Consider the following 25,029-nt stretch of genomic DNA (forward strand, 5'->3'; position numbering starts at 1 on the left):
CATGACGCATAGGGAAACGCCGGCCACCAGGGCACGCGGCCTCGGGATCAACGCAGGCGCATTCGTGGCGGCGTTCATCGCGAGTCCGACGCCCATGGTCCTGACCGACCCGCGCCAGCGCGACAACCCGATCGTCTGGGCGAACGATGCCTTCCTGAGCCTCACCGGCTACGCCTGGGAGGAGGTCTCCGGTCGGAACTGCCGCATGCTTCAGGGGCCCGAGACCGATGCGCGCGCCGTGCGCCGGCTGCGCGACGCGGTGAGCGCCGGGCGCCCGATCGAGATCGAGTTGGTCAATTACCGGAAGGACGGAACCTCGTTCTGGAACGGCATGACCGTGGCCCCCGTGCACGACGAGACGGGGCAGATCGTGCATTTCTATTCGGCCCAGGCCGACATGACCGGTAAGTACCGGAACGAAGTCGCGATGAGGGATGCGCACGACGAGCTCGAGAGGCGGGTCGGGGAGCAGACCGCCGACCTTCGCGCCGCCCTTGAGCAGAAGACCGCGCTCCTCCACGAGGTCGACCATCGGGTCAAGAACAACCTCCAGGTCATCTCTTCGCTGATGCTGCTGAAGGCCCGGCGCACCCCGCGCGGCGAGGCCCGGGATGCCCTGCAGGGGATGGCGGAGCGCATCGGCGCCCTCTCGACCGTGCACCGGATGCTCTACTCCACCGGCGACGTCACACGATTCGACCTGCGCGAGTTCGCCGAGGACTTCGTCTCGGAGCTGGTGGCGGGGCTCGACACGGACCGCACGGCCGTCAGTGCGGAGATCGACTCGATCGCCGTCTCGGCCGCGATGGCCGCACCCCTGGCGCTGATGATGCACGAACTGGCGACCAACGCCGTCCGGCACGCGTTCCCGGACAGCCGGCCGGGGCGGATCACGATCACCGCGCAGCGCAGCGAGGACGGCCTGCGCATGCTGATCGAGGATGACGGCGTCGGCTTGGCCGGCGGCACGCCGAACCCTGCGGGATTCGGTCGCTCCCTGGTGGAGATGGTGGTGCGCCAGCTGCGCGGCGTGATCGCCTGGAGCGACGTCGCACCGGGCACCCGCGTCGAGATCGTCGTTCCCCTGGACGCGATCTCGCTTCAGAGTGCCATTACGGATCGGGCGCCGGGCCCGGAATGGGCATCCCCATGACCGAGACGCCCCTGCGGATTCTCGTGGTCGAGGATGAGGTCCTCATCGCCCTCGAGCTGGAATGCCTGCTGGATGACCTCGGCCACATCACGGTGGGCGTTGCCGGCAGTTCAGCGGAAGCGATCGCCCTGGGGCGGGCGACCTCCCCCGACGTGGCCTTCGTGGACATCCACCTGATCGACGGCCCCACCGGCGTCGAGGTCGCCCGCGCCCTCAGCGCCGATCCTCACACCACCGTCGTGTTCATGACGGCGAACGCCAAGCGCATTCCCGATGATTTCGCCGGCGCGGTCGGAGTCATCGCGAAACCCTACTCCGAGCGCGTGGTCGCCGGTGCGCTGCGCTACGTCGCGGACCGGCGTGCGGGCCTTGCGGCCACGGTCGAGGGCCTTGACGGGTTCCGCCTGGCATCCGCCACCGAGAGCGCCGAGCGGCATCTTCCCGTGCGGTGAGATCTTCCCGTGCCTTGAGATCCGCGGCGCAGTCTTCGCCGCGTTAGCGGTTCGCAGGTCCGGCGCCGGCGGTGGCCAGGGCGCGACGGTTCTCGGCTTGGCTGCTGACTTCGCCGTAGAATTTCGTCGCATCGCCGAGCTGGATCGAGGGCTGGCAATTCGGCGTGCAGGAGTAGGATTCGCGTTCGAGGCCGCGCTGGACCGTGATCACGGCCGCCTGCGGCGCCTGCACGCTGATCGTGGATTCCGCCAGCATCTGCCCGGCGGCATCGAGGGCGATCAGGTTGGTGCTGCCGAAGCTCTTCCCGGTGAGGATCAGGACGCCGTTTCGCTGAAGGGCGACGTCGGCGATCATCGGATTTCCAACGATGACGGTCGAGGTCTTCTCCGGCAGGCGCATGACCTTGGCGTTGTCGACGGTGACCGCCACGATGGTGGGCGGCGCGTCCGGGGCCTGAGCACGCACCGGCCCGCAACCGAAGATGGCATACCCTGACAGGAGAAGCGCCGTCAGGATCCTAAGAGGGATGTGGGGCGGAAGGGTTGGGGAGTGCATCGGACGCTCACTGGACCGCACGGCGCGACGCAGATCATGATTGATCTCGGTGCATCGGGACGCACCCACCGGCCGAAGCTCGGCATCCAAGAGACATCAGTAGGGTAAACAAACCGACAACCTCGTTGTCCCCACCGAGGATACAACGCTGCCATGTAGTCGCTGAGTGAATGCAGTTTGACTGAAGTAGGCCTAGCTGTTCGCGGGAAGTCATCAAGCGGGGCGGTGAACCCGGTTGTCGATGGCGGAATGTTGCGTTTACCAAAAGCTCACCAAACCCCGACGCGATTTCCTCCGGCTGGGTTTCGGCGAACGATTTAACCCAATGGCAAGGGCACCTGGGCACACTGAACCTGTCGCCGATTGAGACGCCTACAGCGTGAACGGCACATTCACTTCCAGGGGAATTTTGCCATGACCACCATGTTCAAGCGTTTCGTGGCCGACGAGTCCGGCGCCACCGCGATCGAGTACGGCCTGATCGCTTCGCTCATCGCCGTCGCCGTCGTCACCGTCCTGGGCACGGTCGGAACGAACCTGAAAGCGACCCTGACCACCGTGGCGAACAACCTGAAGAGCTCGTAATCACGGTCCGCGCAGCCGGAAAGGTCTCGCGGCTCCGGCCCCGGTGGCCGCGCGGCGCGCTGTCGATCTTCCGATTTTGCCGGTTTCGAGGAGTATTGCGGATTGTCCGCGATGCTCCTCGCTCCGTTTTGGATCCAGAAAAACGTTTGCGCGCGAGGTCTCGAACCCCTCTCGGGTCTCGCGGCACGGACTTTTAATCCGGGTCCGGGATGGTGTGGAGAGACCGGGCCGCCCAAGGGCCTCGCACTTCCCAGAGACACAGGCCCGCACGGGGCAGGACCGAAAGCGACATGGCCAGCGTCAGTCTCCTCGTCGTGTTCCCATTCCTGATGGCCTACGCCGCCGTCAGGGACCTCCTGACGATGCTCATTCCCAACACCATCTCGGTCGCCCTGGTCGTCGGCTTCGCGGTCTTCGCCGTCGCCACCGGACTCGGCTGGGACGACCTCGCCGGCCATCTCGGTGCTGGCGCGGCGACCCTGGTCGTCACCTTCACGCTCTTTGCCTTCGGCGTCATCGGCGGCGGCGATGCGAAGCTCGCGGCCGCGACGGCGCTGTGGATCGGCTTCGACCAACTGGCCGGCTACCTCATCGTCGCCTCTCTTGCCGGCGGCGTGCTGACCCTGCTGCTCCTCGCCCTGCGCCAGCAGCCGCTCCCGTCTTCCCTCGCCCGCCTCCCCTTCGTGCTTCATCTGCACGACGCGAAGACCGGCGTCCCCTACGGCATCGCCCTGGCGCTCTCGGCGCTCCTGGTACTGCCCGACACGGCGATCTGGCTCCGATTGGTCGCAGTCTGATCGGCGCTGCTTATCGGTTCGGCACTGCCTCGGACCGATTACACCTTGTTAACCGTAATTTGAGGAATGCCTGGGCACTCTGGACCGACACGGCGATGTGCCGTCGCAGGTTCGAGTTCGGCGATGAAACCAGCCAGACTGGCCGTCCTTGCCATAGCCCTCGTGGCAGGTGGTGGCGCGGCGTTGTTGATCAGTGGGGAGGACAAGCCGGTCGTGCAGCCGGCTGCCATCGTCCCGCCCCCCGTCGTGCCGATGACGGACGTGCTCGTCGCCGCCGCCGAATTGCCGATGGGCCAGAACATCCAGGCCCCGGACCTGCGCTGGCAGCCCTGGCCGAACGACGCCGTCACCACCGGCTACATCACCCGCACCAATTCGCCCCGCGGCATGGAGGAGATCGTCGGGTCGATCGCCCGGTCGAGCTTCCTCGCCGGTGAACCGATCCGGCCGCAGAAGCTCGCCCGCTCCGACGGCGGCTTCATGGCCGCGATCCTGCCCGCAGGCATGCGGGCCATCGCCGTCACGATCGATGCGATCGGTAGCAACACCGCGGGCGGCTTCATCCTCCCCAACGACCACGTGGACGTGATCCGGACCTATCGCGACGAGGAATCCTCGCGCGGGAGCGCGGAGGTGCAGGTCTCCGAGACGTTGCTCCAGGACGTGCGCGTCCTGGCGATCGGACAGATCCTCCAGGAGAAGAACGGCAACAGTGTCGCCACGGGCCAGACGGCGACGTTGGCCCTGACGCCGGCGCAGGCCGAAACCGTCACGCTGGCCCAGAAAGTCGGCCAGCTCTCGCTCTCGCTGAGGAGCCTGATGGATAGCGGGCGCGCGGCCGAGTCCCTTCTCGAGAACCGTCCGGAGACGGCCCTGACCGTGGTGCGGTTCGGCGTCGCGAAGCAGCAATCGCGACGCTGAGGGACGCACACGCACCATGACTGAGGATATGTCGATGACCCCCTCCCCCCGGCTGGCGGCGCGCCGCACCCCGCTGCTGGCCTGCCTTCTCGCGGGCCTCCTGCCCGGTGCGATGGTCGGTCCGAGCTACGGTCAGCCCTCCGGTGGACTGACGGCGGCCCCGATCCTCGCGGTCGGGACCAACGAAACGGCGACCTCGCGCCGGGTCGATCTCACCATGGGACGCTCCCTGGTGATCGATCTGCCGCGCGACGCCAAGGAGGTCTTCGTCGCCAATCCGAAGGTCGCCAACGCGGTCGTCCGCTCGACCCGGAAGGTGTTCATCATCGGTATGGAGAACGGGGCCACCTCGATCTTCATCATGGATGCCGAGGGCCGGCAGATCACCGCCCTCGACGTCACGGTGGCGCGCGACCTCAACGTGCTGCGCCAGACCCTCAACCAGAGCATCACGGGTGGGCGCTTCGACGTGCGCGCCGCCGGGGACTCGGTCGTGCTGACCGGGACCGTTAATTCGGCGTCCGAGGCGGCCCAGGCCCTCGACATCGCCAATGCCTTCGTGGGGATCTCGGGTTCCGGCCCGGCGGCGCGCGGCGCCGTCATCAACAACCTGACGATCCGCGGCAAGGATCAGGTCATGCTGCGCGTCACCGTGGTGGAGGTGTCGCGCACGGTCCTGAAGCAGTTCGGCGTCAATCTCAGCGGCGGCTGGTCCGGGCTGAACCTCGTGAACACGGCGCCGCTCGCCCTGAACGGCGGCTCGTTCCCGACCGGCAACCTCCTGTCCGGAACGATCAACGGACCGGGCGGAGCGAACCTCACGGCGACGCTGCGGGCGTTCGAGCAGGCGGGCGTCTCCCGCGTCCTGGCCGAGCCGACCCTCACGGCGATCTCAGGCGAGTCCGCCACCTTCACGGCCGGTGGGCAGATCCCGGTTCCGTCGAACCTGAGCTGTACCTCGGTCGGCACCAGCACGATCCAGACCTGCGTTCCGAGCGTGAGCTACAAGGATTACGGTGTCAGCCTCAACTTCACGCCCGTGGTTCTGGCGGAGAACAAGATCTCGGTGCGCGTGGGCACGCAGGTCACCGAGATCGACCAGCAGAACGCCCTGAACCTGAACTTCACCGGCACCACCACGGCCGTGCCGGGCTTCACCGTCCGCAAGTCGGAGACCACGATCGAACTCGCCTCGGGCGCGACGATGATGACCGCCGGTCTGATCCAGCAGCGCAACAAGGCGGCGATCACCGGTCTGCCGGGGCTGATCAACCTGCCGATCATCGGCGCACTCTTCCGGTCGCGCGATTACCAGCGGCAGGAAACCGAACTGATGATCATGGTCACGCCCTACATCGCCAAGCCGATGGAGCCGCGCCAAGTCTCCCGCCCGGACGACGGTTTCGTCGATGCGCAGGATGCGCAGGCCATCCTGCTCGGGCGCTTCAACCGCCTCTACGGCGTCGCCGGCGCCAGTCCCCTGGGCACCACCTATCGCGGCCGCGTCGGCTTCATCACCGATTAGTTCGGCGCACTCCCCACCGATCCAGACGCTCCGGCCCCGGCATCAGCAGGACCCTCCCCCGATGTCCACCTCTTCCCTCCGCAGCCCGCTGGCCCTCGTGGCCGTGGCCGGCGTCGCCGCCCTCCTCGGGGCTTGTCGCGCCGATCCCGTCGTGACCACCGGCTCGCTCTATCCGGCCGATTACCGCGCGCGGCATCCCCTGGCTCTTGCCGAGGGCGTGCGCACCCTCGACGTGTTCGTCACCGGCACGGGTCATATCGATCCGCGCCAGGCCGCCGACGTCGACGCGTTCCTCTTGGAATACCGGCGCTATGGACGCGGGACTCTGGCCCTCGACGTTCCTGCCGGCGGCACGCCCGTCACGGCCGCCGCCGTGGAGCGCACGGCCGCGGCCCTGCGTCGGATGAGCCTGGACGGCGGCGTTTCCGATCGTCAGGTCGTGTTCGCCCGCTATGCAGTGGCCAATCCCAACCTCGCGGCGCCCCTCCGCCTCAGCTTCCAGCGCATGGAAGCCAAGGTCGGGAGCCAGTGCGGAACCTGGCCGCAGGATCTCGGCGTCGGTGATCCCGGCTTCAGCGGTCGCAACGAGGCGTACTGGAACTTCGGCTGCGCGACGCAGTCGAACGTCGCCGCCCAGATCGCGGATCCCGTCGATCTCGTCCGGGCCCGCCCGGAGGGTCGGATCGATACGATCCGGCGCACGAACGACATCGGCAAGATCCGCGACGGCAAGGATCCGTCAATCGAATGGCGTCAGGATGGGAAGACCTCGATCAAGGCGCAGGTCTCTCAATAACCGCGCTCAGCGGGCGCTCCGCCTCGCCCGCGACCTGACCCGTCTTCGCTCCCGCATCGGCGGCAACCTGAACCGGAATTTCCTTCATGACGGATCTGAACGAGACGTCCGAGCGCATCATCGCTCCCGTACCGCGGATCACGATTCAGGCGTTCTGCGAGACGCAGGAAAGTGCGGCGCTGATCGAATCGGCCGGCTCGGACCGACGCCTGCAGAAGGCGCACATCAAGGTTCAGATGGGCGGCGGCGCCGCGGCGGTCGAAGCGTATCGGCATGCCCCGACGCCGAACGTCATCGTCATCGAGACCCAGGGCGCGAAGTCGCGCCCGCTGGAATGCCTCGATTCGCTGGCCGAGGTCTGCGACGAGGGAACGAAGGTCGTGGTCATCGGGCACGTCAACGACGTCGCACTCTACCGGCAGTTCATCCAGCGCGGCGTCAGCGAGTACCTGATGGCGCCGGTGCGTCCCATCGATCTCATCCAGGCGATCTCGGACCTGTTCACGGCACCGGGTGCCAAGCCGGTCGGCCGCACCGTCGCCGTCGTGGGCGCGAAGGGCGGTGTCGGCGTCTCAACCCTCGCGCACAACCTGGCCTGGACGATCGGTCGCGAGCAGGACACCGCGACGGTCATCGCCGACCTCGATATCGCCTTCGGGACCGCGAGCCTGAACTTCAACCAGGATCCGCCCCAGGGCATCGCGGAAGCCGTGTTCGCGCCGGATCGCCTGGATTCGAACCTTCTCGACCGGCTCCTGTCGAAGTGCAGCGACAACCTTTCGCTGCTCGCGGCCCCCGCCACCCTGGACCGCACCACCGATCTTGCCGAGCCGGCCTTCGACCACCTGCTCGACTTGTTGCGGGCCGCGGTGCCGTGCGTCGTCCTCGACGTGCCGCATCAGTGGACCGCCTGGTCGCGCCGGCTGATGATCAGCGCCGACGAGATCCTGATCGTCGCAAGCCCCGAGCTTGCCGCCCTGCGCAACACCAAGAACCTGCTGGCGCTCCTGCAGCAGCACCGCCCGAATGACCGCAAACCCCGGATCATCCTCAACGGTGTCGGTGTGCCCAAGCGTCCCGAGATCGCCGCGGCCGAGTTCGCGAAATCGCTCGACACCACGATCACCGCCTCGATTCCCTTCGACGCCGCGCTGTTCGGGACCGCCGCCAATAACGGGCAGATGATCGGCGAGGTGCAGGCCAACGCGAAGGCGGCCGAGATCTACTCGTCGCTCGCCGCCTCGATCACCGGCCGCGCCGAACTGCGCCGTGCGCGCCCGAACCTGTTCGAGCCCCTGCTCTCCAAGCTCGCCCGTCGCAAGGCGTCGTGATGCCCCGGCCTGCTCATCGTGACCTGACCGCCAGGAGGCTGCACCATGTTCGGTAGACGATCCGGCAGCGCGGCGGTGCTGGCGCCGCGTCCGGCGGCCGTGGTCGACAAACCGCAAGTCTCGCTCCCGGTCCACGACGATTCCGCCCTGCGTCCCCGCGCGGAGGCACCCCGCCGGCCCGAACCCGTGCCCATCATGGAGTCGGTGAAGTCGGAGGATTACTTCCGCACCAAGAGCATGATCTTCGGGGCGTTGATCGAGGCGATCGATCTGTCCCAGCTCTCCCGTCTTGATGCGGAGTCGGCGCGCGAGGAAATCCGCGACATCGTCTCGGAGATCATCGGGCTCAAGAACATCGTCCTGTCGATTGCCGAGCAGGAAGAGCTGCTTGACGACATCTGCAACGACGTGCTCGGCTACGGCCCGCTCGAACCGCTGCTGGCCCGCGACGACATCGCCGACATCATGGTCAATGGCGCCAGCCGGGCCTTCATCGAGGTCGGTGGCAAGATCCAGCTGACCAACGTCCGCTTCCGCGACAACCAGCAATTGATGAACATCTGCCAGCGGATCGTGAGTCAGGTCGGCCGGCGCGTCGACGAAGCCTCGCCGATCTGTGACGCCCGTCTGCCGGACGGGTCGCGCGTCAACATCATCGCGCCCCCGCTGGCCATCGATGGGCCGGTGCTGACGATTCGTAAGTTCAAGAAGGACAAGCTGACCCTCGACCAGCTCGTGAGCTTCGGCGCGATCTCGCCGGAAGGTGCCCGCATCCTCCAGATCATCGGCCGCGTCCGCTGCAACGTCGTCATCTCGGGCGGCACCGGATCCGGCAAGACCACGCTGCTGAACTGCCTGACCCGCTACATCGACGCCGACGAGCGCATCATCACTTGTGAGGATGCGGCGGAGTTGCAGCTGCAGCAGGCGCACGTGGTACGTCTCGAAACCCGGCCTCCCAACATGGAGGGCTCCGGGCAGGTCACCATGCGCGACCTCGTCAAGAACTGCCTGCGCATGCGGCCCGAGCGGATCATCGTCGGCGAGGTCCGCGGCCCGGAGGCGTTCGATCTCCTGCAGGCCATGAACACCGGTCACGACGGCTCGATGGGTACGTTACACGCGAACTCCCCGCGCGAAGCCCTGGCGCGTATCGAATCGATGATCACCATGGGCGGCTTCAGCCTGCCGTCGCGGACGCTGCGCGAGATGATCTGCGGCTCCATCGACATCATCGTGCAGGCCACCCGCCTGCGCGACGGTTCGCGCCGGATCACTCACATCACCGAAGTGATGGGCCTTGAGGGTGACGTCATCATCACCCAGGATCTCTTCCTGTACGACGTGCTCGGCGAGGACGCGAACGGCAAGCTCATCGGGCGCCATCGCTCCACGGGGATCGGCCGTCCCCGCTTCTGGGAGCGCGCCCGCTACTACGGCGAGGACGAAGCGCTGGCCGCGGCCCTCGATGCGGCCAGCGCCGGCGGGAGCGGGCTGTGAACGCCGGCGGTCTGGCCCTCGCCTCCGGTCTCCTCGCGCTCACGGCCGGGGGGCTCGCCTACGTCTTCGTCTTTCCCTACCTCTCCGGCGAGAAGCGCTCCGCCGAGCGGCGCAGGACCGTTAGCGTCGTGGCAACGCCCGGAAACCGGGTCGCGACGGTCAATCGCCGCGAGCAGGTCGCGAAGAGCCTCAAGGAAGTCGAGGCCAAGCGCGAAGGCACCAAGGTCACGCTGGAGCTGAAGCTGGCCCGCGCCGGCCTGTCCTGGTCGCGCAATCAGTATTTCACTGTCTCCGCGGTGATGGCGGTGGTGTTCGGTCTGGTGATCCTGATCGCGACCGGAAATCCCCTCGCGGGTCTTGGCGCCGTCTTCGCCGGCGGCTTCGGCATGCCCCTCTGGCTCATCACCTATCTGCGCAAGCGGCGGATCAAGGCCTTCATCAACGAACTGCCGACGGCGATCGACATCATCACCCGCGGCGTGCGCGCCGGTATCCCGGTGGGCGACTGCTTCCGGATCATCTCGCGGGAAGCCGAGGAGCCGATCCGCAGCGAATTCCGTCAGGTGGTCGAATCGCAGACCCTTGGCTTGTCCCTCGGCGACGCCCTGATGAAGATGCACGAGCGCGTTCCCGTATCGGACGTCAACTTCTTCGCCATCGTGATCAGCATCCAGGCAAAATCCGGCGGCAATCTGTCGGAGGCCCTCGCGAATCTGTCTCGGGTGCTGCGGGAGCGCAAGAAGATGGCCGGGAAGATCCAGGCGATGAGCATGGAGGCGAAGGCCTCCGGCGGCATCATCGCGGCGCTTCCCTTCATCGTCGCTCTCCTGACCTACCTGTCGAGCCCGGACTACATCTCTCTGCTCTGGCGGACGGATATTGGTAAGCTCGCCCTGGTCGGCTCGGCGATCTGGATGTCGCTCGGAGTCTTCACGATGAAGAAGATGATCAGCTTCGACGTCTGACACTTCGATGCCCACCAAGTCCTGAATTCGAATCCTCGTCCGGTCGGATCGCACGGAGACACCGCATGCTGGATCTCATCGCCGCCAAGGTCACCGAGCCGCGCTTCCTGGGCACGGCCCTCGCCGCCATCGCGGCGGCTGCGACCGCCTTTGCGCTGCTCCAGCCGATGCTGGAGCCCGACCGCCTCGGCAAGCGGATCAAGCTGATCGGTGAGGAGCGGGAGGAGATCCGCCGGCGGGAGCGTGAGCGCATGAGCTCCAAGGCGACTCTTCGGGTCGCTCCCAAGGCCTACATGAGACGGGTGGTGGAGCAGTTCAATCTCAGCCGTTGGCTCGGGACGGAGACCGCCCGCAAGCAGCTGATGATGGCGGGCTATCGGTCGCCCGGGGCCGAGACGGGCTTCCTGTTCTTCCGCATGGTGACGCCCATCGTGCTCGCGTTGGTGGCGATCTTCTACCTCTTCGTTCTCGGTGTCCTCGACCAGCCGTTTGCCATCCGCACGATGATCGTGATCGGGGTGCTGCTGTTCGGCATCAAAGCCCCGGAATTGTACCTGCACAATCGCGCAAACAAGCGGCAGACCGAGATTCGGGCCGCCTGGCCGGACGCCCTCGACCTGACGCTGATCTGCGTCGAATCCGGCATGTCGGTCGAGCACGCGTTCCGGCGCGTCAGCACCGAGGTGGTCGGGCAGTCCATCGTGCTTGCCGAGGAACTCGCGGTCCTGACCGCCGAGCTGTCTTATCTACCGGACCGGCGACTCGCCTTCGAGAACCTCGCCAACCGTATCGGTCTCGATCAGATCAAGGCGGTGACGACGGCGCTGATCCAGGCCGAGCGCTACGGAACGCCCGTGGGCCAAGCCCTGCGCGTGCTGTCGCAGGAGAGCCGGGACATGCGGATGAACGAGGCCGAGAAGAAGGCTGCCGCCCTCCCGCCGAAGCTGACGGTGCCGATGATCCTGTTCTTCCTGCCGGTGCTGTTCGTCGTCATCCTGACCCCGGCGATGATCCAGATTTTTCGCTAGGACCGGGCCATCAAATTCGCGTGGCCGGTGACCCGCGCGCGAAGCGCCGACCCCGGCGCCGATCCGAGGCGGGGATGTTCAGCGCATCCGTTTCCTGCCATGCGACGGGCATGCCCCTGACCCTGTCACCGGACTTCGCATGAACGTCCTCACCTACGCGATCGGCGACATCCACGGGTGCGCCGATGCGTTGCTCCGGCTGCTGGAGCAGATCAACCTGCACCGGGCCGGGAGACCGGCTCGCATCGTCTGCCTGGGCGACTACGTGGATCGTGGTCCCGAGAGCGCCCGGGTGATCGAGATCCTCAGGCATCTTCAGCGCGATGCCCCCAGTGCCCTCACCTGCCTCATGGGGAACCACGAGCAGATGATGCTGGAGGCCTATCGCGACGCGCACGGGGCCTCCACGTGGCTGAGCAACGGCGGCCGCCAGACCCTCCGCGCCTTCGGCATCACCGCCCCGGAGGCGTTTCCGCGGGACGTGCTGACCTGGCTCTCGTCCCTGCCCACCGTCCACGAGGACGCCTTGCGCTACTTCGTTCATGCGGGCTTTCGCCCCGGGCGCACCGGGGTCGATCCCGACATGTGGAACCACCTCTGGATCCGAGAGCCGTTTCTCGGCATGGCCTTCGACTTCGGGAAGCACGTGGTGCACGGACACACGCCGCAGCTGGAGGGGGTACCCGACCGGCAGCCCTACCGCACCAATCTGGACACGGGATGCGTCTACGGCAGAAGCCTCACCGCCGGCGTCTTCGATGAGACGCGCGGGCCGCCGATCGACTTTCTGCAGGTCGATCGTGACAGGTAGGTCAACGCCTGTTCAATGCTGATGAGGCTGGCACAGAGATCTGCATAAATTCTTGTGCGCTGGCGCGAGCCTGAGCGACGTTTATCTGGATCCAATTTCTCTCAAACGCGTGGAGGTCGTCCGGTGGACGAGCCTCGCTCACCGATTTCTTTGAGCCGACGCGTGTTCATCTGCGAAAGATATTGCCGATCACGGCTGTCAGCCTCTAGCATCCTGAAGATCGGAGCCGATCAACGAGCGCCGAAGTCAGGGAGTCGAAGCGATGTCGTGGTGCCAAGCCCCGTTCGCCCCGCGTGATCGCCATTGGCTGTCCCGTCCTGCCCTCGCCCGGCCCTGCGACCTTATCCGCGGAATGACGACGTGGACGCGGTAACCCGTCGCGCCTGGCTCGCTGGTACGGCCGCGACGAGTTTCGCCGCCACGACCGGGGCCTGGGCGGAGCCGGACCCGAGCGGCCCCTTCGACCTCCTCATACGGGGCGGTGAGGTGATCGATCCGAGCCAGTCCCTGCGCGGGAAGCGCGACGTCGGCATTCGTCATGGACGGATCGCTGCCCTCGCGGCGGGTCTGCCGATGGATCGGGCCAAGCAGACGATCGACGCATCCGGTAAACTCGTGCTGCCAGGCCTCGTCGACCTGCACGCCCATACCTTTCCCTACGGCTCGGCGATCGGCATCCCGGCCGATGAAACGGTGCCGTTCTCAGGGGTGACGACGGTGGTCTCCGCTGGCGATGCCGGCGCGAACACCATCGCGGCGCTGCGCCGGCACATTGCCGCGCAGACCCGGACGCGGATGTTCGCCTTCGTGCACATCGCCAATCACGGATTGTCCGCTTTCCCGGTCGCGGAACTCTACAACATCGACCATGCCCAGGTGGAAGCCTGCGCGCTCGCCATCGCGGAGAATCCGGACTTCGTCCTTGGGGCGAAGGTCCGGATGTCCGAGAACGTCATCTTCAAGCATGGCGCCGAGCCCCTGCGCCGGGCGATCCAGGCCTGCGAATTGTCAGGACGCCCCGCCAGGGTGATGGTGCATATCGGTGGCGTCGAGACCGCCGACCTGATGAGCCGCATTCTCGATCTGCTTCGGCCGGGCGACATCCTCACGCACTGCTACTCGGGCGCGCCGAACATGGCCGGGCAGTTCACGAATATCGTTCAGGACGGCAGGCTTCTGCCGGCGGCCCTTGCCGCCAAGCAGCGTGGCGTCGTCTTCGACATCGGCCATGGCGGCGGCTCCTTCGATTTCACCGTGGCGGAAGCGGCCATCGCGCAAGGAGCCCCGCCCGATACGATTTCGTCGGATTTGCACGTCGTCTCCGGCAACACGCCGGGCATGCCGTTCCTGCCCCTGGTGATGAGCAAGTTCCTGCCCCTGGGCTTCAGCCTGGAGCAGGTCATCGCGATGGCGACCGCGGCCCCCGCCCGCATCATCGACCGGGACGCCAAGCTCGGAACCCTGCAGGTGGGTGCGCCCGGCGACGTCTCGGTGATGGAATGGGTCGAGCGGCCACTCTCCCTGGTCGACACCCGCAACAACCGCCGCAACGGGACGGGCTTCCTCTCGCCCGTCCAGACGGTGAACAATGGCGTCCCGTTCGGCCGCCCGTATCAGCTCCCCTTCTCCGTCCGGTGAGGTCGTGATGATCGCAGCCTCCGACGCCGCGCTCCCTGCGGCCTGTGCCTGCTGCCTACCGCGGCGCGGCTTCATGCGGGCGGTGGCGGCCCTCGGGGCTGCAGCGGCGACGGGAACGCCGCCGGCCTCGGCGCAGACCGCGGGGCGTATGCCCTATCGCGGCCCGGTGATCGATTGCCACGGCCACTACACCACCGAGCCGCCGGCCATGCTGGCATGGCGCAAGCGCCAGATCGATGCCATCAACGATCCTGCGCAGTCACCCTCGGTTTTCGCGCTGACGGTCAGCGACGACGAGGTCCGCGCGAGCGTTGCCGAGCGCCAGATCAAACTCCAGACGGAGCGCGGCATTTCCCTCGCGTTATTCTCGCCGCGTGCGGGAGGCATGGGGCACCACATCGGCAATGCCCGGACCAGTCTCGACTGGTCGATCGTCTCCAACGACATGATCCACCGCGTCGTCACCCTGATGCCGCGCAACTTTGTCGGTGTCTGCCAGCTGCCGCAGACACCGGGCGTCTCGCCGCAGAACTGCACGGCGGAACTCGAGCGCTGCGTGACCCAGCTGGGATTCGTCGGTTGCAACGTGAACCCCGATCCGTCCGGTGGCCACTGGAGCGATCCGCCCCTCTCGGATCGCTTCTGGTATCCACTCTGGGAAAAGATGGTCGAGCTCGACGTTCCCGGCATGGTGCACGTGAGCGCGTCGGCCAACCGCAACTTCCATGCGACCGGCGCGCATTACATGAACGGCGATACCACGGCCTTCATGCAGTTCGTCACCTCGGACCTGTTCAAGGATTTCCCAACCCTGCGCCTCGTCATTCCGCACGGGGGTGGTGCGGTTCCGTATCACTGGGGGCGCTATCGTGGGCTGGCGCAGGACCTGAAGCGTCCGCCACTCACGGAACTGCTGCGCAACGTCTATTTCGACACCTGCGTCTATCATCAACCCGGAATCGACCTTCTGCTAAAGGTCGTGCCCCCGGACAACATTCTCTTCGCGTCGGAGATGGTCGGCGCGGTGAACGGGATCGATCCCGAGACCGGCCACGCCTTCGACGACACCAAGCGCTACGTCGAGGCGGCCGCGCTCTCCGACACGGACCGCGCGAAGGTCTATGCCGGCAACGCCCTGCGGGTCTATCCGCGCCTCGCGGCCAAGCTCGACTTGGCGCCTTCGGCGCCCTGAAGGCTCAGATCCTCATACCATCCTTATAAGATCGCGCCGAGCGCTCCCTCGAACCCTAACGCGGTTCCCGTCCATGATCCGGGCGAGCGTGATCGGTCGCAACGACCCCAGCCGATCCGCCGCACAGGATCGGACGCAGAATGCTGGACATCGCCTTCCTCGCCGCAGGGCTCGCCTTTTTCGGCCTAGCAGCCGGATACGCGCTGCTGTGCGAACGCCTCTGAGCGCGCCGCCAGGAGCATCCCCCGCCATGACCCTCGACCTCACCTTCGGCGCCCTCGTGACCCTCGGGCTGCTCGGCTACCTCACCTACGCCCTCGTGCGCCCTGAGCGGTTCTGACGCGCTCTCCGGACGGATTTCCAAGGACCCCCTCCATGACCATCAACGGATGGATTCAGGTCGCGCTGTTCTGCGCGACCGTGCTGGCGCTCGTCAGGCCGCTCGGCGGGTACATGACCCGCGTCTTCAAGGGCGAGCGCACGCTGCTCTCGCCCATGCTCGGGCCCATCGAGACCGGGCTCTATCGCCTCGCCGGCATCGATACCCGGAGCGAACAGAGCTGGCTCGGCTACGGGCTCGCCATGCTGACGTTCCACGCCCTCGGCTTCGCGGCGCTCTACGGCCTTCTGCGTCTGCAGGATGTCCTGCCTCTGAACCCGGCCGGGCAAGCCGCAGTGGCGCCGGATCTCGCCTTCAACACCGCGGCGAGCTTCGTGACGAATACCAATTGGCAGAACTACGGCGGCGAGAGCACCCTCTCCTACCTGTCGCAGATGCTCGGCCTCACGCACCAGAATTTCCTCTCGGCGGCCACCGGCATCGCCCTCGCCCTCGCCCTCGTTCGGGGCTTCTCGCGGGCCTCGGCCCGGACGGTAGGCTCGTTCTGGGTCGATCTGACCCGCTGCACGCTCTACGTGCTGCTGCCGATCTGCGTGCTCTACACCCTGGTTCTGGTCTCGCAGGGCATCCCGCAGACCCTGGGCGCCTCCATCCAGGCCACGACCCTCGAAGGCACCACCCAGACGATCGCGGTCGGACCCGTGGCGAGCCAAGTCGCCATCAAGATGCTCGGTACCAACGGCGGCGGGTTCTTCAACGCCAACGCGGCCCATCCCTTCGAAAATCCGACCGCTCTGTCCAACTTCTTCCAGATGGTTTCGATCTTCGTCCTCGGCGCGGCGATGACCAACGTCTTCGGCCGAATGGTCGGCGACGAGCGGCAGGGCTGGGCCATCCTCGGCGCCATGGGCGTGCTGTTTCTCGCCGGCGTCCTCGTCACCTATGCCAGCGAGGCCGCGGGCAGCTCCGTTCTGAATGGGATGGGGTTCACGGGCGGCAACATGGAGGGCAAGGAGCTTCGCTTCGGCATCGTCGCCTCGGCGTTGTTCGCGGTGGTGACCACTGCCGCCTCCTGCGGCGCGGTCAACGCGATGCACGACAGCTTTACCGCTCTCGGCGGCCTGATCCCGATGATCAACATGCAGCTCGGCGAGATCATCGTCGGCGGCGTCGGGGCGGGTCTCTACGGCATGCTGGTCTTCGTCATCGTGGCGATCTTCGTCGCCGGACTCATGGTCGGCCGGACGCCTGAGTATCTTGGCAAGAAGATCGAGTCGCGGGAGGTGAAGATGGCCATGCTTGCCATCTTGTGCCTGCCGCTGATGATGCTGGGCTTCACCGCCCTCGCCACCGTGGTGGCCGCCGGTCTCGCCGGTCCCGCCAATGCCGGGCCGCACGGGTTTTCGGAGATCCTCTACGCCTTCACCTCAGCCGCAGCCAACAACGGCTCAGCCTTCGGCGGCCTCAGCGGCAACACACCCTTCTACAACACGACGCTGGCGATCGGCATGCTGGTGGGACGGTTCTTCGTCATCATCCCCGCGCTGGCGATCGCGGGCGCCCTCGCGGCCAAGAAGACCGTGCCGGCGTCCGCCGGGACGCTGCCGACCCATGGCGTGCTGTTCATCGGCATGCTGGTCGGCGTGATCCTGATCGTTGGCGGCCTGACCTTCTTCCCGTCCCTCGCCCTCGGCCCGATCGTCGAGCACCTCGCGGGCACGGCAGGCCAGACCTTCGCCACGGGCGGCTGAACGATGCGACCCGCCTTTCCACCGCGCCGTGGCCGGCGGCACCACCTGCACGGACTCCGAGCGGGCGCCCGCCCGCCTCGCCCGCTGTCCGGGACCCCGCCGGCCCGACTCTCGGACCTGATCCTGGCGGTGCTGGGGGTCACCCTCCTGGGTGCCCTCGCCCTGGTGCTCGCCGCCGAGTTCGCGAGCCGCGCTCTCGCGCCCTGACCAACCTCATGGACCCGGCGCACCGCGCCCGGCCTTCCCGCGACCTTCCGTGGAACTTCGCATCATGTCTCGCCCCACCACGTCCCTCTTCAGCGCCGCCCTCGTCGGCCCGGCCCTCATCGGTTCGATCCGCAAGCTCGATCCCCGGTTCATGATTCGCAATCCCGTCATGTTCGTGGTGGAGGTCGTCGCCGTCCTCACCACCGTGCTGTTCGCCCGTGATCTCGCGACCGGCGCGTCGGGACTCGGCTTCTCCGGTCAGATCATCCTGTGGCTGTGGTTCACGCTGATCTTCGCCAACTTCGCAGAGGCCCTCGCCGAGGGCCGCGGCAAGGCGCAGGCCGACAGCCTGCGCCGAACCCGCACCGAGATGACCGCCAGGCGGCTGACCGGTTCGGGTGACACCTGGGACTCGGTTCCCGGTACCTCCCTGAAGGTCGGCGACGTCGTCCTGGTGGAGGCCGGCGAACTGATCCCCTCCGACGGCGAGGTCATCGCGGGCGTCGCCTCCGTCAACGAGGCGGCCATCACCGGAGAGTCCGCGCCGGTGATCCGGGAGTCGGGCGGGGACCGGTCGGCGGTGACGGGCGGAACCCAGGTCCTGTCCGATGTGATCCGCGTGCGCATCACGGCGGCGGCCGGCTCGACCTTCGTCGACCGCATGATCGCCCTGGTCGAGGGGGCCTCCCGGCAGAAGACTCCGAACGAGATCGCCCTCAACATCCTGCTCGCCGGCCTGACCCTCGTCTTCGTCTTCGCGGTCGCGAGCATCCCGAGCTTTGCGAGCTACGCCGGCGGCGCGATCCCCCTCGTCGTACTGGTCGCCCTGTTCGTCACCCTCATCCCGACCACCATCGGCGCGCTCCTCTCGGCGATCGGCATCGCCGGCATGGATCGTCTCGTGCGCTTCAACGTGCTCGCGATGTCGGGGCGCGCGGTCGAGGCGGCGGGCGACGTCGACACCCTCCTCCTCGACAAGACCGGAACCATCACCCTCGGCAACCGTCAGGCGACCGAATTCCGGCCGGTCGGCGGGGTCGACGAGCAGGATCTCGCGGATGCGGCGCAACTCGCCTCCCTCGTCGACGAGACGCCCGAGGGCCGCTCGATCGTGGTGCTGGCCAAGGATCGCTACGGTATCCGGGCCCGCGACATGGCCAGCCTGAACGCCACCTTCGTGCCCTTCACGGCGCAGTCGCGAATGTCGGGGGTCGACCTCGATGGACGGTCCATTCGCAAGGGCGCGGTCGAGGCGGTGATCGCTTCCCTTGGTGGCCAGCCGATCGCGTCCCGCGCCACGAATGCGGCGCTCGCCTATCGACCGGCCGAGGATTTGCAGGCGGTGACGGAGATCAGGGCCATTGCCGAGACGATCGCGAAGGCCGGCGGTACGCCCTTGGCGGTGGCCCGCGATGGGCAACTCCTCGGCGTCGTGTCCCTCAAGGACATCGTCAAGGGCGGCATCCGCGAGCGCTTCGTCGAACTCCGCCGCATGGGCATCCGCACAGTGATGATCACCGGCGACAACCCCATGACGGCGGCCGCCATCGCGGCCGAGGCTGGCGTCGACGATTTCCTGGCGCAGGCCACGCCCGAGGACAAGCTCGCCCTGATCCGCCGGGAGCAGGCGGAGGGCAAGCTCGTGGCCATGTGCGGTGACGGCACCAACGACGCGCCCGCCCTGGCGCAGGCCGACGTCGGCGTCGCCATGAACACCGGAACGGTGGCGGCCCGCGAGGCCGGCAACATGGTCGACCTCGACTCCGATCCGACCAAGCTCATCGAGATCGTCGGCATCGGCAAGCAGTTGCTCATGACCCGCGGGGCCCTGACCACGTTCTCCATTGCCAATGATGTGGCCAAGTACTTTGCCATCATCCCGGCGATGTTCCTGACGCTCTACCCGCAGCTTCAGGCCCTGAACGTCATGAATCTCGCCTCGCCCCAGAGCGCGATCCTGTCGGCGATCATCTTCAATGCCCTGATTATCGTGACGCTGATCCCGCTCGCCCTGCGGGGCGTCTCATACCGGGCGGTGGGGGCCGCGGCACTCCTGCGGCGCAACCTTCTGATCTACGGCCTCGGCGGCATCCTGGTGCCCTTCGTCGGCATCAAGGCGATCGACCTCGCCGTGAACGCCCTGCACCTCGCCTGAACCCCCTCCCCGGTCCAAACAAGAGTTGCCTCCAATGCTCGCGTCCCTGCGTCCCGCCCTCGTCCTCTTCGTCGCGCTGACGGCCATCACCGGCCTTGCCTATCCGCTGGCCATGACCGGCCTCGCCGCCGCGATCTTTCCCGCCAAGGCCGCCGGCAGTCTGGTCCGCCGCGACGGCACGATCGTCGGCTCCAGCCTGGTCGGCCAGTCCTTCGCCAGCCCGGGCTACTTCCACGGGCGCCCCTCGGCGACGGTGGCCGCCGATCCCGCCGATGCCTCAAAAACCGTGCCGGCGCCCTACAACGCCTCCAACTCGGCCGGTTCCAATCTCGGACCGACCAGCGCCGCTCTCGCGGAGCGGGTAAAGGGCGATCTCGACGCCCTGAGGGCCGAGAACCCCGGCGCGATGGTGCCGGTCGACCTCGTCACCGCCAGCGGATCCGGGCTTGATCCCGACTTGTCGCCCGAGGCCGCCCTGTTCCAGGTGCCGCGCGTAGCCCGTGCGCGGGGCGTCAGCGCGGACCGGGTACGCGATCTCGTCGCCGCACAGGTCGAAGGTCGGACTTTCGGGCTTCTTGGTGAGCCGCGCGTGAATGTCTTGGCGCTGAACCTCGCTTTGGACGCGCGCCTCCGGCAATAATCTGCTGCGAAGGACATCGGTCATGAAGGACTATCGATGAGCGAGGACGGCCGCGAGCGTCAGCGCCCCTCGCCAGACGCGTTGCTCGACCGCGCGCGCCGGGACGAGGCGGGACGGGGCCGTCTCAAGGTCTTCCTCGGTGCCGCGCCCGGTGTCGGCAAGACCTACGAGATGCTCACGATCGGTCGGGCTCGGCTCAAGGCCGGCACCGACGTGGTGATCGGCGTCGTGGAAAGCCACGGCCGCAGCGAGACCGAGGCCCTGGTCGAGGGCTTCGAGGTCGTTCCGCGCCGCCGGGTTCCCTACCATGACAGCGTCATCGAAGAGATGGACCTGGACGCCCTGCTGGCACGGCGCCCGGCCCTGGCGCTGGTCGACGAACTCGCTCACACCAATGCGCCGGGCTCGCGCCATCCCAAGCGCTACCAGGATGTCGAGGAGCTGCTCGCTGCCGGCATCGACGTGCACGCTACCCTCAACATCCAGCACGTCGAGAGCCTGAACGATGTGGTCGCGCAGATCACCCGCATCCGGGTGCGCGAGACGGTGCCGGACGGCATCCTCGATCGGGCCGACGATATCGAGGTCGTGGACCTCAGCCCCGACGACCTGATCGAGCGCCTGAAGGCCGGCAAGGTCTATGTGCCCGCCAATGCGGAGCGCGCCCTGCGCCACTACTTCTCCCGCGGCAACCTGACGGCCCTGCGCGAACTCGCCCTGCGGCGCACAGCCGATCGGGTCGACGACGAACTCCTCAGCCACATGCAGGCCCATGCCATCGCGGGGCCCTGGAGCGCCGGCGAGCGGGTGATGGTCTGCGTGAGCGAGGATCCGCGCTCGGCCGGCCTCGTCCGCTCGGCCAAGCGCCTGGCCGACCGCCTGCATGCGCCGTGGACCGCCGTGACGGTGGAGGGCACGCGCAGCCTGGGGCTCAGCGAAGCGGACCGCGATCGCATTGCCGACGCGCTGCGCCTCGCCGACCGGCTCGGTGGCGACGCCGTGACCCTGCCGGGCAGCCGGCGCGTGGCGGACGACCTCCTGGCGTATGCCCGCGGCGCCAACGTCAACCATATCGTCGTCGGCAAGGCGACGCGGTCCTGGCTGTTCGAGCTGTTCAACGGTTCGGTGGTCCACGACCTCGTGCGCCGGAGCGGCGCCATCACCATCCACGTCGTGCCCGGCGAAACGCTGCCGTTGCCGGCCTCTCCCAAGACCGTCGCGACGGCCCCGGGCCGCCCCGCCGTCGATGGTGCCGGCTACGGCTTCGCCGCCCTCGCCATCCTCGCGGGCCTCGGCTTAGCCCTCGGACTCCAGCCCTATCTCGGGATCGAGAACGCGGATCTGTTCCTGTTGACCGCGGTGGTGGCGGTTGCGGCACGCTTCGGCCTGGGGCCGGCACTGTCCGCCGTGGTCGCCGCCTCGCTGGCCTACAATTTCTTCTTCCTGCCGCCAGTCTACACGCTGACCATCGCCGACCCGACCAACGTCGCCGCGTTCCTGCTGTTCACCCTGGTAGCCGTGCTGGTCTCGAACCTCGCCGCCCGGGCTCGGGCCGTGGCCGTGGTCAGCCAGCGCCGGGCGAGGGCGACGGAGCGTCTCTACGGCTTCAGCCGCAAGCTCTCCGCCTGCGGTACCCTCGACGACGTCCTGTGGGCGACCTCGGCGCAGATCGCCGCGATGCTGCGCGTACGGGTCGTCCTGCTGCTGCCCGAGGGCGACGTGGTGGCGGTCCGGGCCGGATATCCTCCGGAAGACCGCCTGGACGCGGCGGATCTGGCCGCGGCCCAGTGGGCCTTCGCGAACGATCGGCCGGCGGGACGCGGCGCCGACACGCTTCCCGGCGCGCGTCGTATTTTCATACCGACGCGAACAGGTCGCGGCCCCATCGGGGTGATCGGCCTCGACGCGGACGGCACCGGACCGATCCTCACCCCCGAGGATCGACGGCTGTTCGATGCCCTCGCCGACATGGGGGCCCTCGCCATCGAACGGGTCCGGCTCGTGGAGGATCTGGCGCGCGCGGAACGCGATGCCGAGACCGACCGGTTGCGCCAGGCCCTGCTGACGTCGATCTCCCATGACCTGCGGACACCCCTGTCCGCGGTCCTCGGAGCCGCCACGACCCTGCGCGACCTCGAGGCCGACCTGGGCCGGGAGGCGAAGGGTGACCTCCTGGCGACGATCATCGCCGAATCCGAGCGGCTGAACCGCTTCATCGTCAACCTCCTCGACATGACCCGGCTCGAGGCCGGCGCGGTCGCGGCGAACCTGACGGCGCAGGACGTGGCGGAGATCGTCGACACCGCCCTGCGGCGCCTGGGCGCGATCCTGGCCGAGCACCGGGTCGTGCTGGCGCTCGCGCCGGACCTTCCGGCCCTGCGCCTCGACCCGGTCCTGTTCGAGCAGGTCCTCGTCAACCTCCTCGACAATGCCGCCAAGTACGCCCCGGCCGGCTCGACCGTCACGGTGACGGCGCAGGTTGTCTCGGGTCAGGCCGGCGGACCGTCCCAGGTCCGCCTCCAGGTGATCGACGCGGGTGACGGCCTGCCGGAGGCGGAGCGCGAGCGGGTGTTCGACAAATTCTATCGCGTCCGGAAGGGCGACTCCGTGCGGGCCGGGACCGGGCTGGGCCTCGCCATCGCCCGCGGCTTCGTCGAGGCGATGGGCGGGACGCTCACCGCGGGCAACCGGCAGGACCGCAGTGGCGCCGTCTTCACCCTCCTGTTGCCGGTGCCCGCCGCGAGCGGCACCGCTTCGGACCTCGCTGCATGAGCTTCACCGCATGAGCTTCACCGCATGAGCTTCACCGCATGAGCCTCGCCATCCTCGTGGTCGATGACGAGCCCCCCATCCGCAAGCTCCTGCGCATGGGGTTGGCGACCCAGGGCTACACGATCTTCGAGGCGCCGAACGCGCGCGCCGCCCTCGAGATCCTGAACCGCGAGACGATCGACCTGATCATCCTCGACCTCGGCCTGCCGGACATGCGCGGGCACGACCTCCTGCGTCGCATCCGGGACGATCATCGCGACCTGCCGGTGGTGGTCCTGTCGAGTCGCGACGACGAGCCGGGCAAGGTCGAGGCCCTCGACCTCGGGGCGGACGACTACGTCACCAAGCCGTTCGGCATGGGCGAGCTCCTGGCGCGTCTGCGTACGGCCCTGCGTCACCAGTTGGCGGTTCAAGGCGAGCGCCCCCTGTTCGAGGTCGACGGTCTCAGCGTGGATCTCGTGCGCCGCATCGTCCGCGTCCGCGGCGCGGAGGTGAAGCTCACGCCACGGGAATACGACTTCCTCCGGGTCCTGGTGCAGCATGCCGGCAAGGCCTTGACCCACGCCCAGCTCATGAACGCCGTCTCGACCTCGTCCGACCCGCAATATCTCCGGGTCTACATGCGCCAGCTCCGTCAGAAGCTCGAGGCCGATCCCGAGCGCCCCCGCATCCTCCTCACCGAGACCGGGGTGGGCTACCGCCTGCGCGCGCCGGACGACGGGGGCGGCCCGATCCGATGACGTTCGACGATCCGATGCCTCTCGACGATCTGACCACCCTCAACGCTCTCCTGCCGGCGGAGCGGGCCGTCTGCGGCCTGCGCGTGGCCGGCAAGGCGGCGCTTCTCGAAGACCTGGCGCGCCGGGCGGCTCGCGGGCTCGGGCGGGAGACGGCGCCGATCCGCGCAGCCCTGGCAGCGCGCGAGAGCCTCGGATCCACCGGGATCGGGTACGGCATCGCCCTGCCCCATGCCCGTCTCGACGGCCTGGAACGACCCTACGGGCTGCTGGCCCGCCTGCGCGATCCCCTCGACTTCGACGCCATCGATGAGCGTCCCGTGGATCTCGTCGCGCTCCTGCTCCTACCGGTCGACCCGCGTGACGCCTCGGTGACGGCGCTGGCCTGCATCGCCCGGCGGCTGCGCGATCCGGGCGTGGCCTCGGCCCTGCGGGCCGCCCGCGACGCACCGGGCCTGCACGCTGCCCTGTGCGGGAACGGGTTCGGGGCCGGCGGCTGAGGCCCGGCTCCGAACGCCGTTCGCTCCCCTTAGATCCGAAGTTCGATGCGATCCGCCGCGATCCTCACGCTGTCCGGCCGATGCGCCGTCGCCTCGACGGCGTAGTGCAGGGCCGCCTGGCAGGTGCGGAAGAGGCCGCCGGCCCGGCCATGGACCTCGAGGGCCACCCAGCAGCCCCGCCCGTCCCGGCCGATGACGAAGCGTGATGTGTCCGGGCCGGAGATCGGGCTGTCGGGCGTGACCGGTAGGGGACGGGACATGGAGGGCTCGGGGGTTCGCGCGATCCAGGTGTCGGACCGCCCGATGAATCTGCGCCGCGGCGCGTGAGGGTTCGAGCGGCAAGGCGGCGCCGTTTCATGAGGGTCGCATCAGGATCGCATGCGCGCGCTTCGCCGCCTCGCAAGGATCGCGTGCGATCCCCTGGCCACCTCGCAAGGATCGCGTGCGATCCCCTGGCCACCTCGCAAGGATCGCGTGCGATCCCTTGGCCACCTTCGAAACATCGCGCGCGATCCCCTTTGCCACCTCGCAAGGATCGCGCGCGATCCCCTGGGCAGCCGGCAGGGACCCCGGACTCCGATAACCTATGTGGTTTGCAGGCCGCGCCGGCTTTCGCACCATGCGGGGGCGGGACAGGGCTTCGGATGTGCCGCCGGCCCCGCGGCGACAGGATTCCC

General features: G+C 67.8%; 24 protein-coding genes. 22 read left to right on the forward strand and 2 right to left on the reverse strand.

All coding sequences use genetic code 11. From position 1 onward, the window contains the following. The first annotated feature begins 1 nt into the window (after position 1). Both CRT23_RS04645 and CRT23_RS04650 read left to right on the forward strand, forming a co-directional pair. Positions 2 to 1,153, forward strand: coding sequence for a histidine kinase dimerization/phosphoacceptor domain -containing protein (locus tag CRT23_RS04645; RefSeq protein ID WP_103708798.1), 1,152 nt, complete (start codon positions 2 to 4; stop codon positions 1,151 to 1,153). Continuing rightward, positions 1,150 to 1,605 carry a response regulator gene (locus tag CRT23_RS04650; protein ID WP_244477298.1) on the forward strand — a complete coding sequence of 152 codons (456 nt, stop codon included), beginning with the start codon at positions 1,150 to 1,152 and terminating at the stop codon, positions 1,603 to 1,605. Before CRT23_RS04645 ends, CRT23_RS04650 begins: the two co-directional genes overlap by 4 nt. 43 nt (positions 1,606 to 1,648) lie before the next feature. Here the strand turns inward: CRT23_RS04650 and CRT23_RS04655 are convergent, their stop codons facing one another. After that, a complete protein-coding gene (locus tag CRT23_RS04655) occupies positions 1,649 to 2,161 on the reverse strand; it encodes a pilus assembly protein N-terminal domain-containing protein (RefSeq protein WP_103708799.1) in 513 nt (170 codons plus the stop codon). 414 nt (positions 2,162 to 2,575) lie between these two features. Here CRT23_RS04655 and CRT23_RS04660 point away from each other — a divergent pair, with 414 nt between their 5' ends. The 20 genes from CRT23_RS04660 (at position 2,576) to CRT23_RS04755 (ending at position 24,352) form a co-directional block, all read left to right on the forward strand. After that, positions 2,576 to 2,746, forward strand: a complete 171-nt coding sequence (locus CRT23_RS04660) for a Flp family type IVb pilin (protein ID WP_103708800.1) — start codon at positions 2,576 to 2,578, stop codon at positions 2,744 to 2,746. Positions 2,747 to 3,036: 290 nt separating this feature from the next. After that, complete coding sequence (locus tag CRT23_RS04665; RefSeq protein WP_103708801.1) at positions 3,037 to 3,543, forward strand: prepilin peptidase; 507 nt, start codon at positions 3,037 to 3,039, stop codon at positions 3,541 to 3,543. Positions 3,544 to 3,666: 123 nt separating this feature from the next. Then, positions 3,667 to 4,464: a Flp pilus assembly protein CpaB gene (cpaB, locus tag CRT23_RS04670; protein ID WP_103708802.1), complete on the forward strand. Its 798-nt coding sequence runs from the start codon at positions 3,667 to 3,669 to the stop codon at positions 4,462 to 4,464. A gap of 112 nt (positions 4,465 to 4,576) precedes the next feature. Further along, entirely contained in the window at positions 4,577 to 5,989 is a 1,413-nt protein-coding gene (locus CRT23_RS04675; protein WP_245435982.1) for a type II and III secretion system protein family protein, read from the forward strand. A gap of 61 nt (positions 5,990 to 6,050) precedes the next feature. Continuing rightward, entirely contained in the window at positions 6,051 to 6,785 is a 735-nt protein-coding gene (locus CRT23_RS04680) for a CpaD family pilus assembly protein (RefSeq protein ID WP_103708804.1), read from the forward strand. An 86-nt stretch (positions 6,786 to 6,871) separates the two neighbouring features. After that, positions 6,872 to 8,116: an AAA family ATPase gene (locus CRT23_RS04685; protein WP_103708805.1), complete on the forward strand. Its 1,245-nt coding sequence runs from the start codon at positions 6,872 to 6,874 to the stop codon at positions 8,114 to 8,116. A gap of 45 nt (positions 8,117 to 8,161) precedes the next feature. After that, positions 8,162 to 9,616, forward strand: coding sequence for a CpaF family protein (locus CRT23_RS04690; RefSeq protein ID WP_055952226.1), 1,455 nt, complete (start codon positions 8,162 to 8,164; stop codon positions 9,614 to 9,616). Continuing rightward, positions 9,613 to 10,581 (forward strand): type II secretion system F family protein, encoded by a 969-nt coding sequence (locus CRT23_RS04695; protein WP_055952223.1) that lies wholly within the window; start codon positions 9,613 to 9,615, stop codon positions 10,579 to 10,581. The genes CRT23_RS04690 and CRT23_RS04695 overlap by 4 nt, the downstream gene beginning before the upstream one ends. A 65-nt stretch (positions 10,582 to 10,646) precedes the next feature. Continuing rightward, complete coding sequence (locus CRT23_RS04700) at positions 10,647 to 11,609, forward strand: type II secretion system F family protein (protein ID WP_055952220.1); 963 nt, start codon at positions 10,647 to 10,649, stop codon at positions 11,607 to 11,609. A 139-nt stretch (positions 11,610 to 11,748) separates the two neighbouring features. Then, the gene (locus CRT23_RS04705; protein WP_103708806.1) at positions 11,749 to 12,420 is read left to right on the forward strand and encodes a metallophosphoesterase family protein; all 672 of its coding nucleotides are present in this window, start codon (positions 11,749 to 11,751) and stop codon (positions 12,418 to 12,420) included. A gap of 360 nt (positions 12,421 to 12,780) precedes the next feature. Continuing rightward, positions 12,781 to 14,058, forward strand: a complete 1,278-nt coding sequence (locus CRT23_RS04710) for an amidohydrolase/deacetylase family metallohydrolase (protein WP_103708807.1) — start codon at positions 12,781 to 12,783, stop codon at positions 14,056 to 14,058. Positions 14,059 to 14,206: 148 nt separating this feature from the next. After that, the gene (locus CRT23_RS04715) at positions 14,207 to 15,250 is read left to right on the forward strand and encodes an amidohydrolase family protein (RefSeq protein WP_103708919.1); all 1,044 of its coding nucleotides are present in this window, start codon (positions 14,207 to 14,209) and stop codon (positions 15,248 to 15,250) included. A 250-nt stretch (positions 15,251 to 15,500) separates the two neighbouring features. Beyond that, on the forward strand, positions 15,501 to 15,590 hold the full coding sequence (locus CRT23_RS04720) for a K(+)-transporting ATPase subunit F (RefSeq protein WP_056473541.1): 90 nt from the start codon (positions 15,501 to 15,503) through the stop codon (positions 15,588 to 15,590). A 35-nt stretch (positions 15,591 to 15,625) separates the two neighbouring features. Then, positions 15,626 to 17,341 carry a potassium-transporting ATPase subunit KdpA gene (kdpA, locus tag CRT23_RS04725; RefSeq protein ID WP_103708808.1) on the forward strand — a complete coding sequence of 572 codons (1,716 nt, stop codon included), beginning with the start codon at positions 15,626 to 15,628 and terminating at the stop codon, positions 17,339 to 17,341. A 3-nt stretch (positions 17,342 to 17,344) separates the two neighbouring features. Then, positions 17,345 to 17,548: a hypothetical protein gene (locus CRT23_RS04730; protein WP_103708809.1), complete on the forward strand. Its 204-nt coding sequence runs from the start codon at positions 17,345 to 17,347 to the stop codon at positions 17,546 to 17,548. A gap of 64 nt (positions 17,549 to 17,612) precedes the next feature. Next, entirely contained in the window at positions 17,613 to 19,703 is a 2,091-nt protein-coding gene (gene kdpB / locus CRT23_RS04735) for a potassium-transporting ATPase subunit KdpB (protein WP_103708810.1), read from the forward strand. A gap of 34 nt (positions 19,704 to 19,737) precedes the next feature. Further along, entirely contained in the window at positions 19,738 to 20,343 is a 606-nt protein-coding gene (locus CRT23_RS04740; RefSeq protein WP_103708811.1) for a K(+)-transporting ATPase subunit C, read from the forward strand. Between the two features lie 36 nt (positions 20,344 to 20,379). Continuing rightward, positions 20,380 to 23,115 carry a sensor histidine kinase KdpD gene (locus tag CRT23_RS04745; protein WP_103708812.1) on the forward strand — a complete coding sequence of 912 codons (2,736 nt, stop codon included), beginning with the start codon at positions 20,380 to 20,382 and terminating at the stop codon, positions 23,113 to 23,115. A 38-nt stretch (positions 23,116 to 23,153) separates the two neighbouring features. Next, positions 23,154 to 23,855: a response regulator transcription factor gene (locus CRT23_RS04750; protein ID WP_103708813.1), complete on the forward strand. Its 702-nt coding sequence runs from the start codon at positions 23,154 to 23,156 to the stop codon at positions 23,853 to 23,855. Between the two features lie 14 nt (positions 23,856 to 23,869). Further along, positions 23,870 to 24,352 (forward strand): PTS sugar transporter subunit IIA, encoded by a 483-nt coding sequence (locus tag CRT23_RS04755; RefSeq protein WP_103708920.1) that lies wholly within the window; start codon positions 23,870 to 23,872, stop codon positions 24,350 to 24,352. Positions 24,353 to 24,381: 29 nt separating this feature from the next. On the opposite strand, the gene CRT23_RS04760 is transcribed toward CRT23_RS04755, so the two are convergent. After that, a complete protein-coding gene (locus CRT23_RS04760; protein WP_103708814.1) occupies positions 24,382 to 24,612 on the reverse strand; it encodes a hypothetical protein in 231 nt (76 codons plus the stop codon). Positions 24,613 to 25,029: the final 417 nt, after the last annotated feature.

It is taken from the genome of Methylobacterium sp. V23 (assembly GCF_002917135.1).
Taxonomy (GTDB): Bacteria; Pseudomonadota; Alphaproteobacteria; order Rhizobiales; family Beijerinckiaceae; genus Methylobacterium.

Excerpts from the sequence above, each read along its gene's own strand:
- CRT23_RS04645 (WP_103708798.1), top strand. The coding sequence starts at position 2 with ATGACGCATAGGGAAACGCCGGCCACCAGGGCACGCGGCCTCGGGATC.
- CRT23_RS04650 (WP_244477298.1), top strand. The coding sequence starts at position 1,150 with ATGACCGAGACGCCCCTGCGGATTCTCGTGGTCGAGGATGAGGTCCTC.
- CRT23_RS04655 (WP_103708799.1), bottom strand. The coding sequence starts at position 2,161 with ATGCACTCCCCAACCCTTCCGCCCCACATCCCTCTTAGGATCCTGACG.
- CRT23_RS04660 (WP_103708800.1), top strand. The coding sequence starts at position 2,576 with ATGACCACCATGTTCAAGCGTTTCGTGGCCGACGAGTCCGGCGCCACC.
- CRT23_RS04665 (WP_103708801.1), top strand. The coding sequence starts at position 3,037 with ATGGCCAGCGTCAGTCTCCTCGTCGTGTTCCCATTCCTGATGGCCTAC.
- cpaB (WP_103708802.1), top strand. The coding sequence starts at position 3,667 with ATGAAACCAGCCAGACTGGCCGTCCTTGCCATAGCCCTCGTGGCAGGT.
- CRT23_RS04675 (WP_245435982.1), top strand. The coding sequence starts at position 4,577 with ATGGTCGGTCCGAGCTACGGTCAGCCCTCCGGTGGACTGACGGCGGCC.
- CRT23_RS04680 (WP_103708804.1), top strand. The coding sequence starts at position 6,051 with ATGTCCACCTCTTCCCTCCGCAGCCCGCTGGCCCTCGTGGCCGTGGCC.
- CRT23_RS04685 (WP_103708805.1), top strand. The coding sequence starts at position 6,872 with ATGACGGATCTGAACGAGACGTCCGAGCGCATCATCGCTCCCGTACCG.
- CRT23_RS04690 (WP_055952226.1), top strand. The coding sequence starts at position 8,162 with ATGTTCGGTAGACGATCCGGCAGCGCGGCGGTGCTGGCGCCGCGTCCG.
- CRT23_RS04700 (WP_055952220.1), top strand. The coding sequence starts at position 10,647 with ATGCTGGATCTCATCGCCGCCAAGGTCACCGAGCCGCGCTTCCTGGGC.
- CRT23_RS04705 (WP_103708806.1), top strand. The coding sequence starts at position 11,749 with ATGAACGTCCTCACCTACGCGATCGGCGACATCCACGGGTGCGCCGAT.
- CRT23_RS04715 (WP_103708919.1), top strand. The coding sequence starts at position 14,207 with ATGCCCTATCGCGGCCCGGTGATCGATTGCCACGGCCACTACACCACC.
- CRT23_RS04720 (WP_056473541.1), top strand. The coding sequence starts at position 15,501 with ATGACCCTCGACCTCACCTTCGGCGCCCTCGTGACCCTCGGGCTGCTC.
- kdpA (WP_103708808.1), top strand. The coding sequence starts at position 15,626 with ATGACCATCAACGGATGGATTCAGGTCGCGCTGTTCTGCGCGACCGTG.
- CRT23_RS04730 (WP_103708809.1), top strand. The coding sequence starts at position 17,345 with ATGCGACCCGCCTTTCCACCGCGCCGTGGCCGGCGGCACCACCTGCAC.
- kdpB (WP_103708810.1), top strand. The coding sequence starts at position 17,613 with ATGTCTCGCCCCACCACGTCCCTCTTCAGCGCCGCCCTCGTCGGCCCG.
- CRT23_RS04740 (WP_103708811.1), top strand. The coding sequence starts at position 19,738 with ATGCTCGCGTCCCTGCGTCCCGCCCTCGTCCTCTTCGTCGCGCTGACG.
- CRT23_RS04745 (WP_103708812.1), top strand. The coding sequence starts at position 20,380 with ATGAGCGAGGACGGCCGCGAGCGTCAGCGCCCCTCGCCAGACGCGTTG.
- CRT23_RS04750 (WP_103708813.1), top strand. The coding sequence starts at position 23,154 with ATGAGCCTCGCCATCCTCGTGGTCGATGACGAGCCCCCCATCCGCAAG.
- CRT23_RS04755 (WP_103708920.1), top strand. The coding sequence starts at position 23,870 with ATGCCTCTCGACGATCTGACCACCCTCAACGCTCTCCTGCCGGCGGAG.
- CRT23_RS04760 (WP_103708814.1), bottom strand. The coding sequence starts at position 24,612 with ATGTCCCGTCCCCTACCGGTCACGCCCGACAGCCCGATCTCCGGCCCG.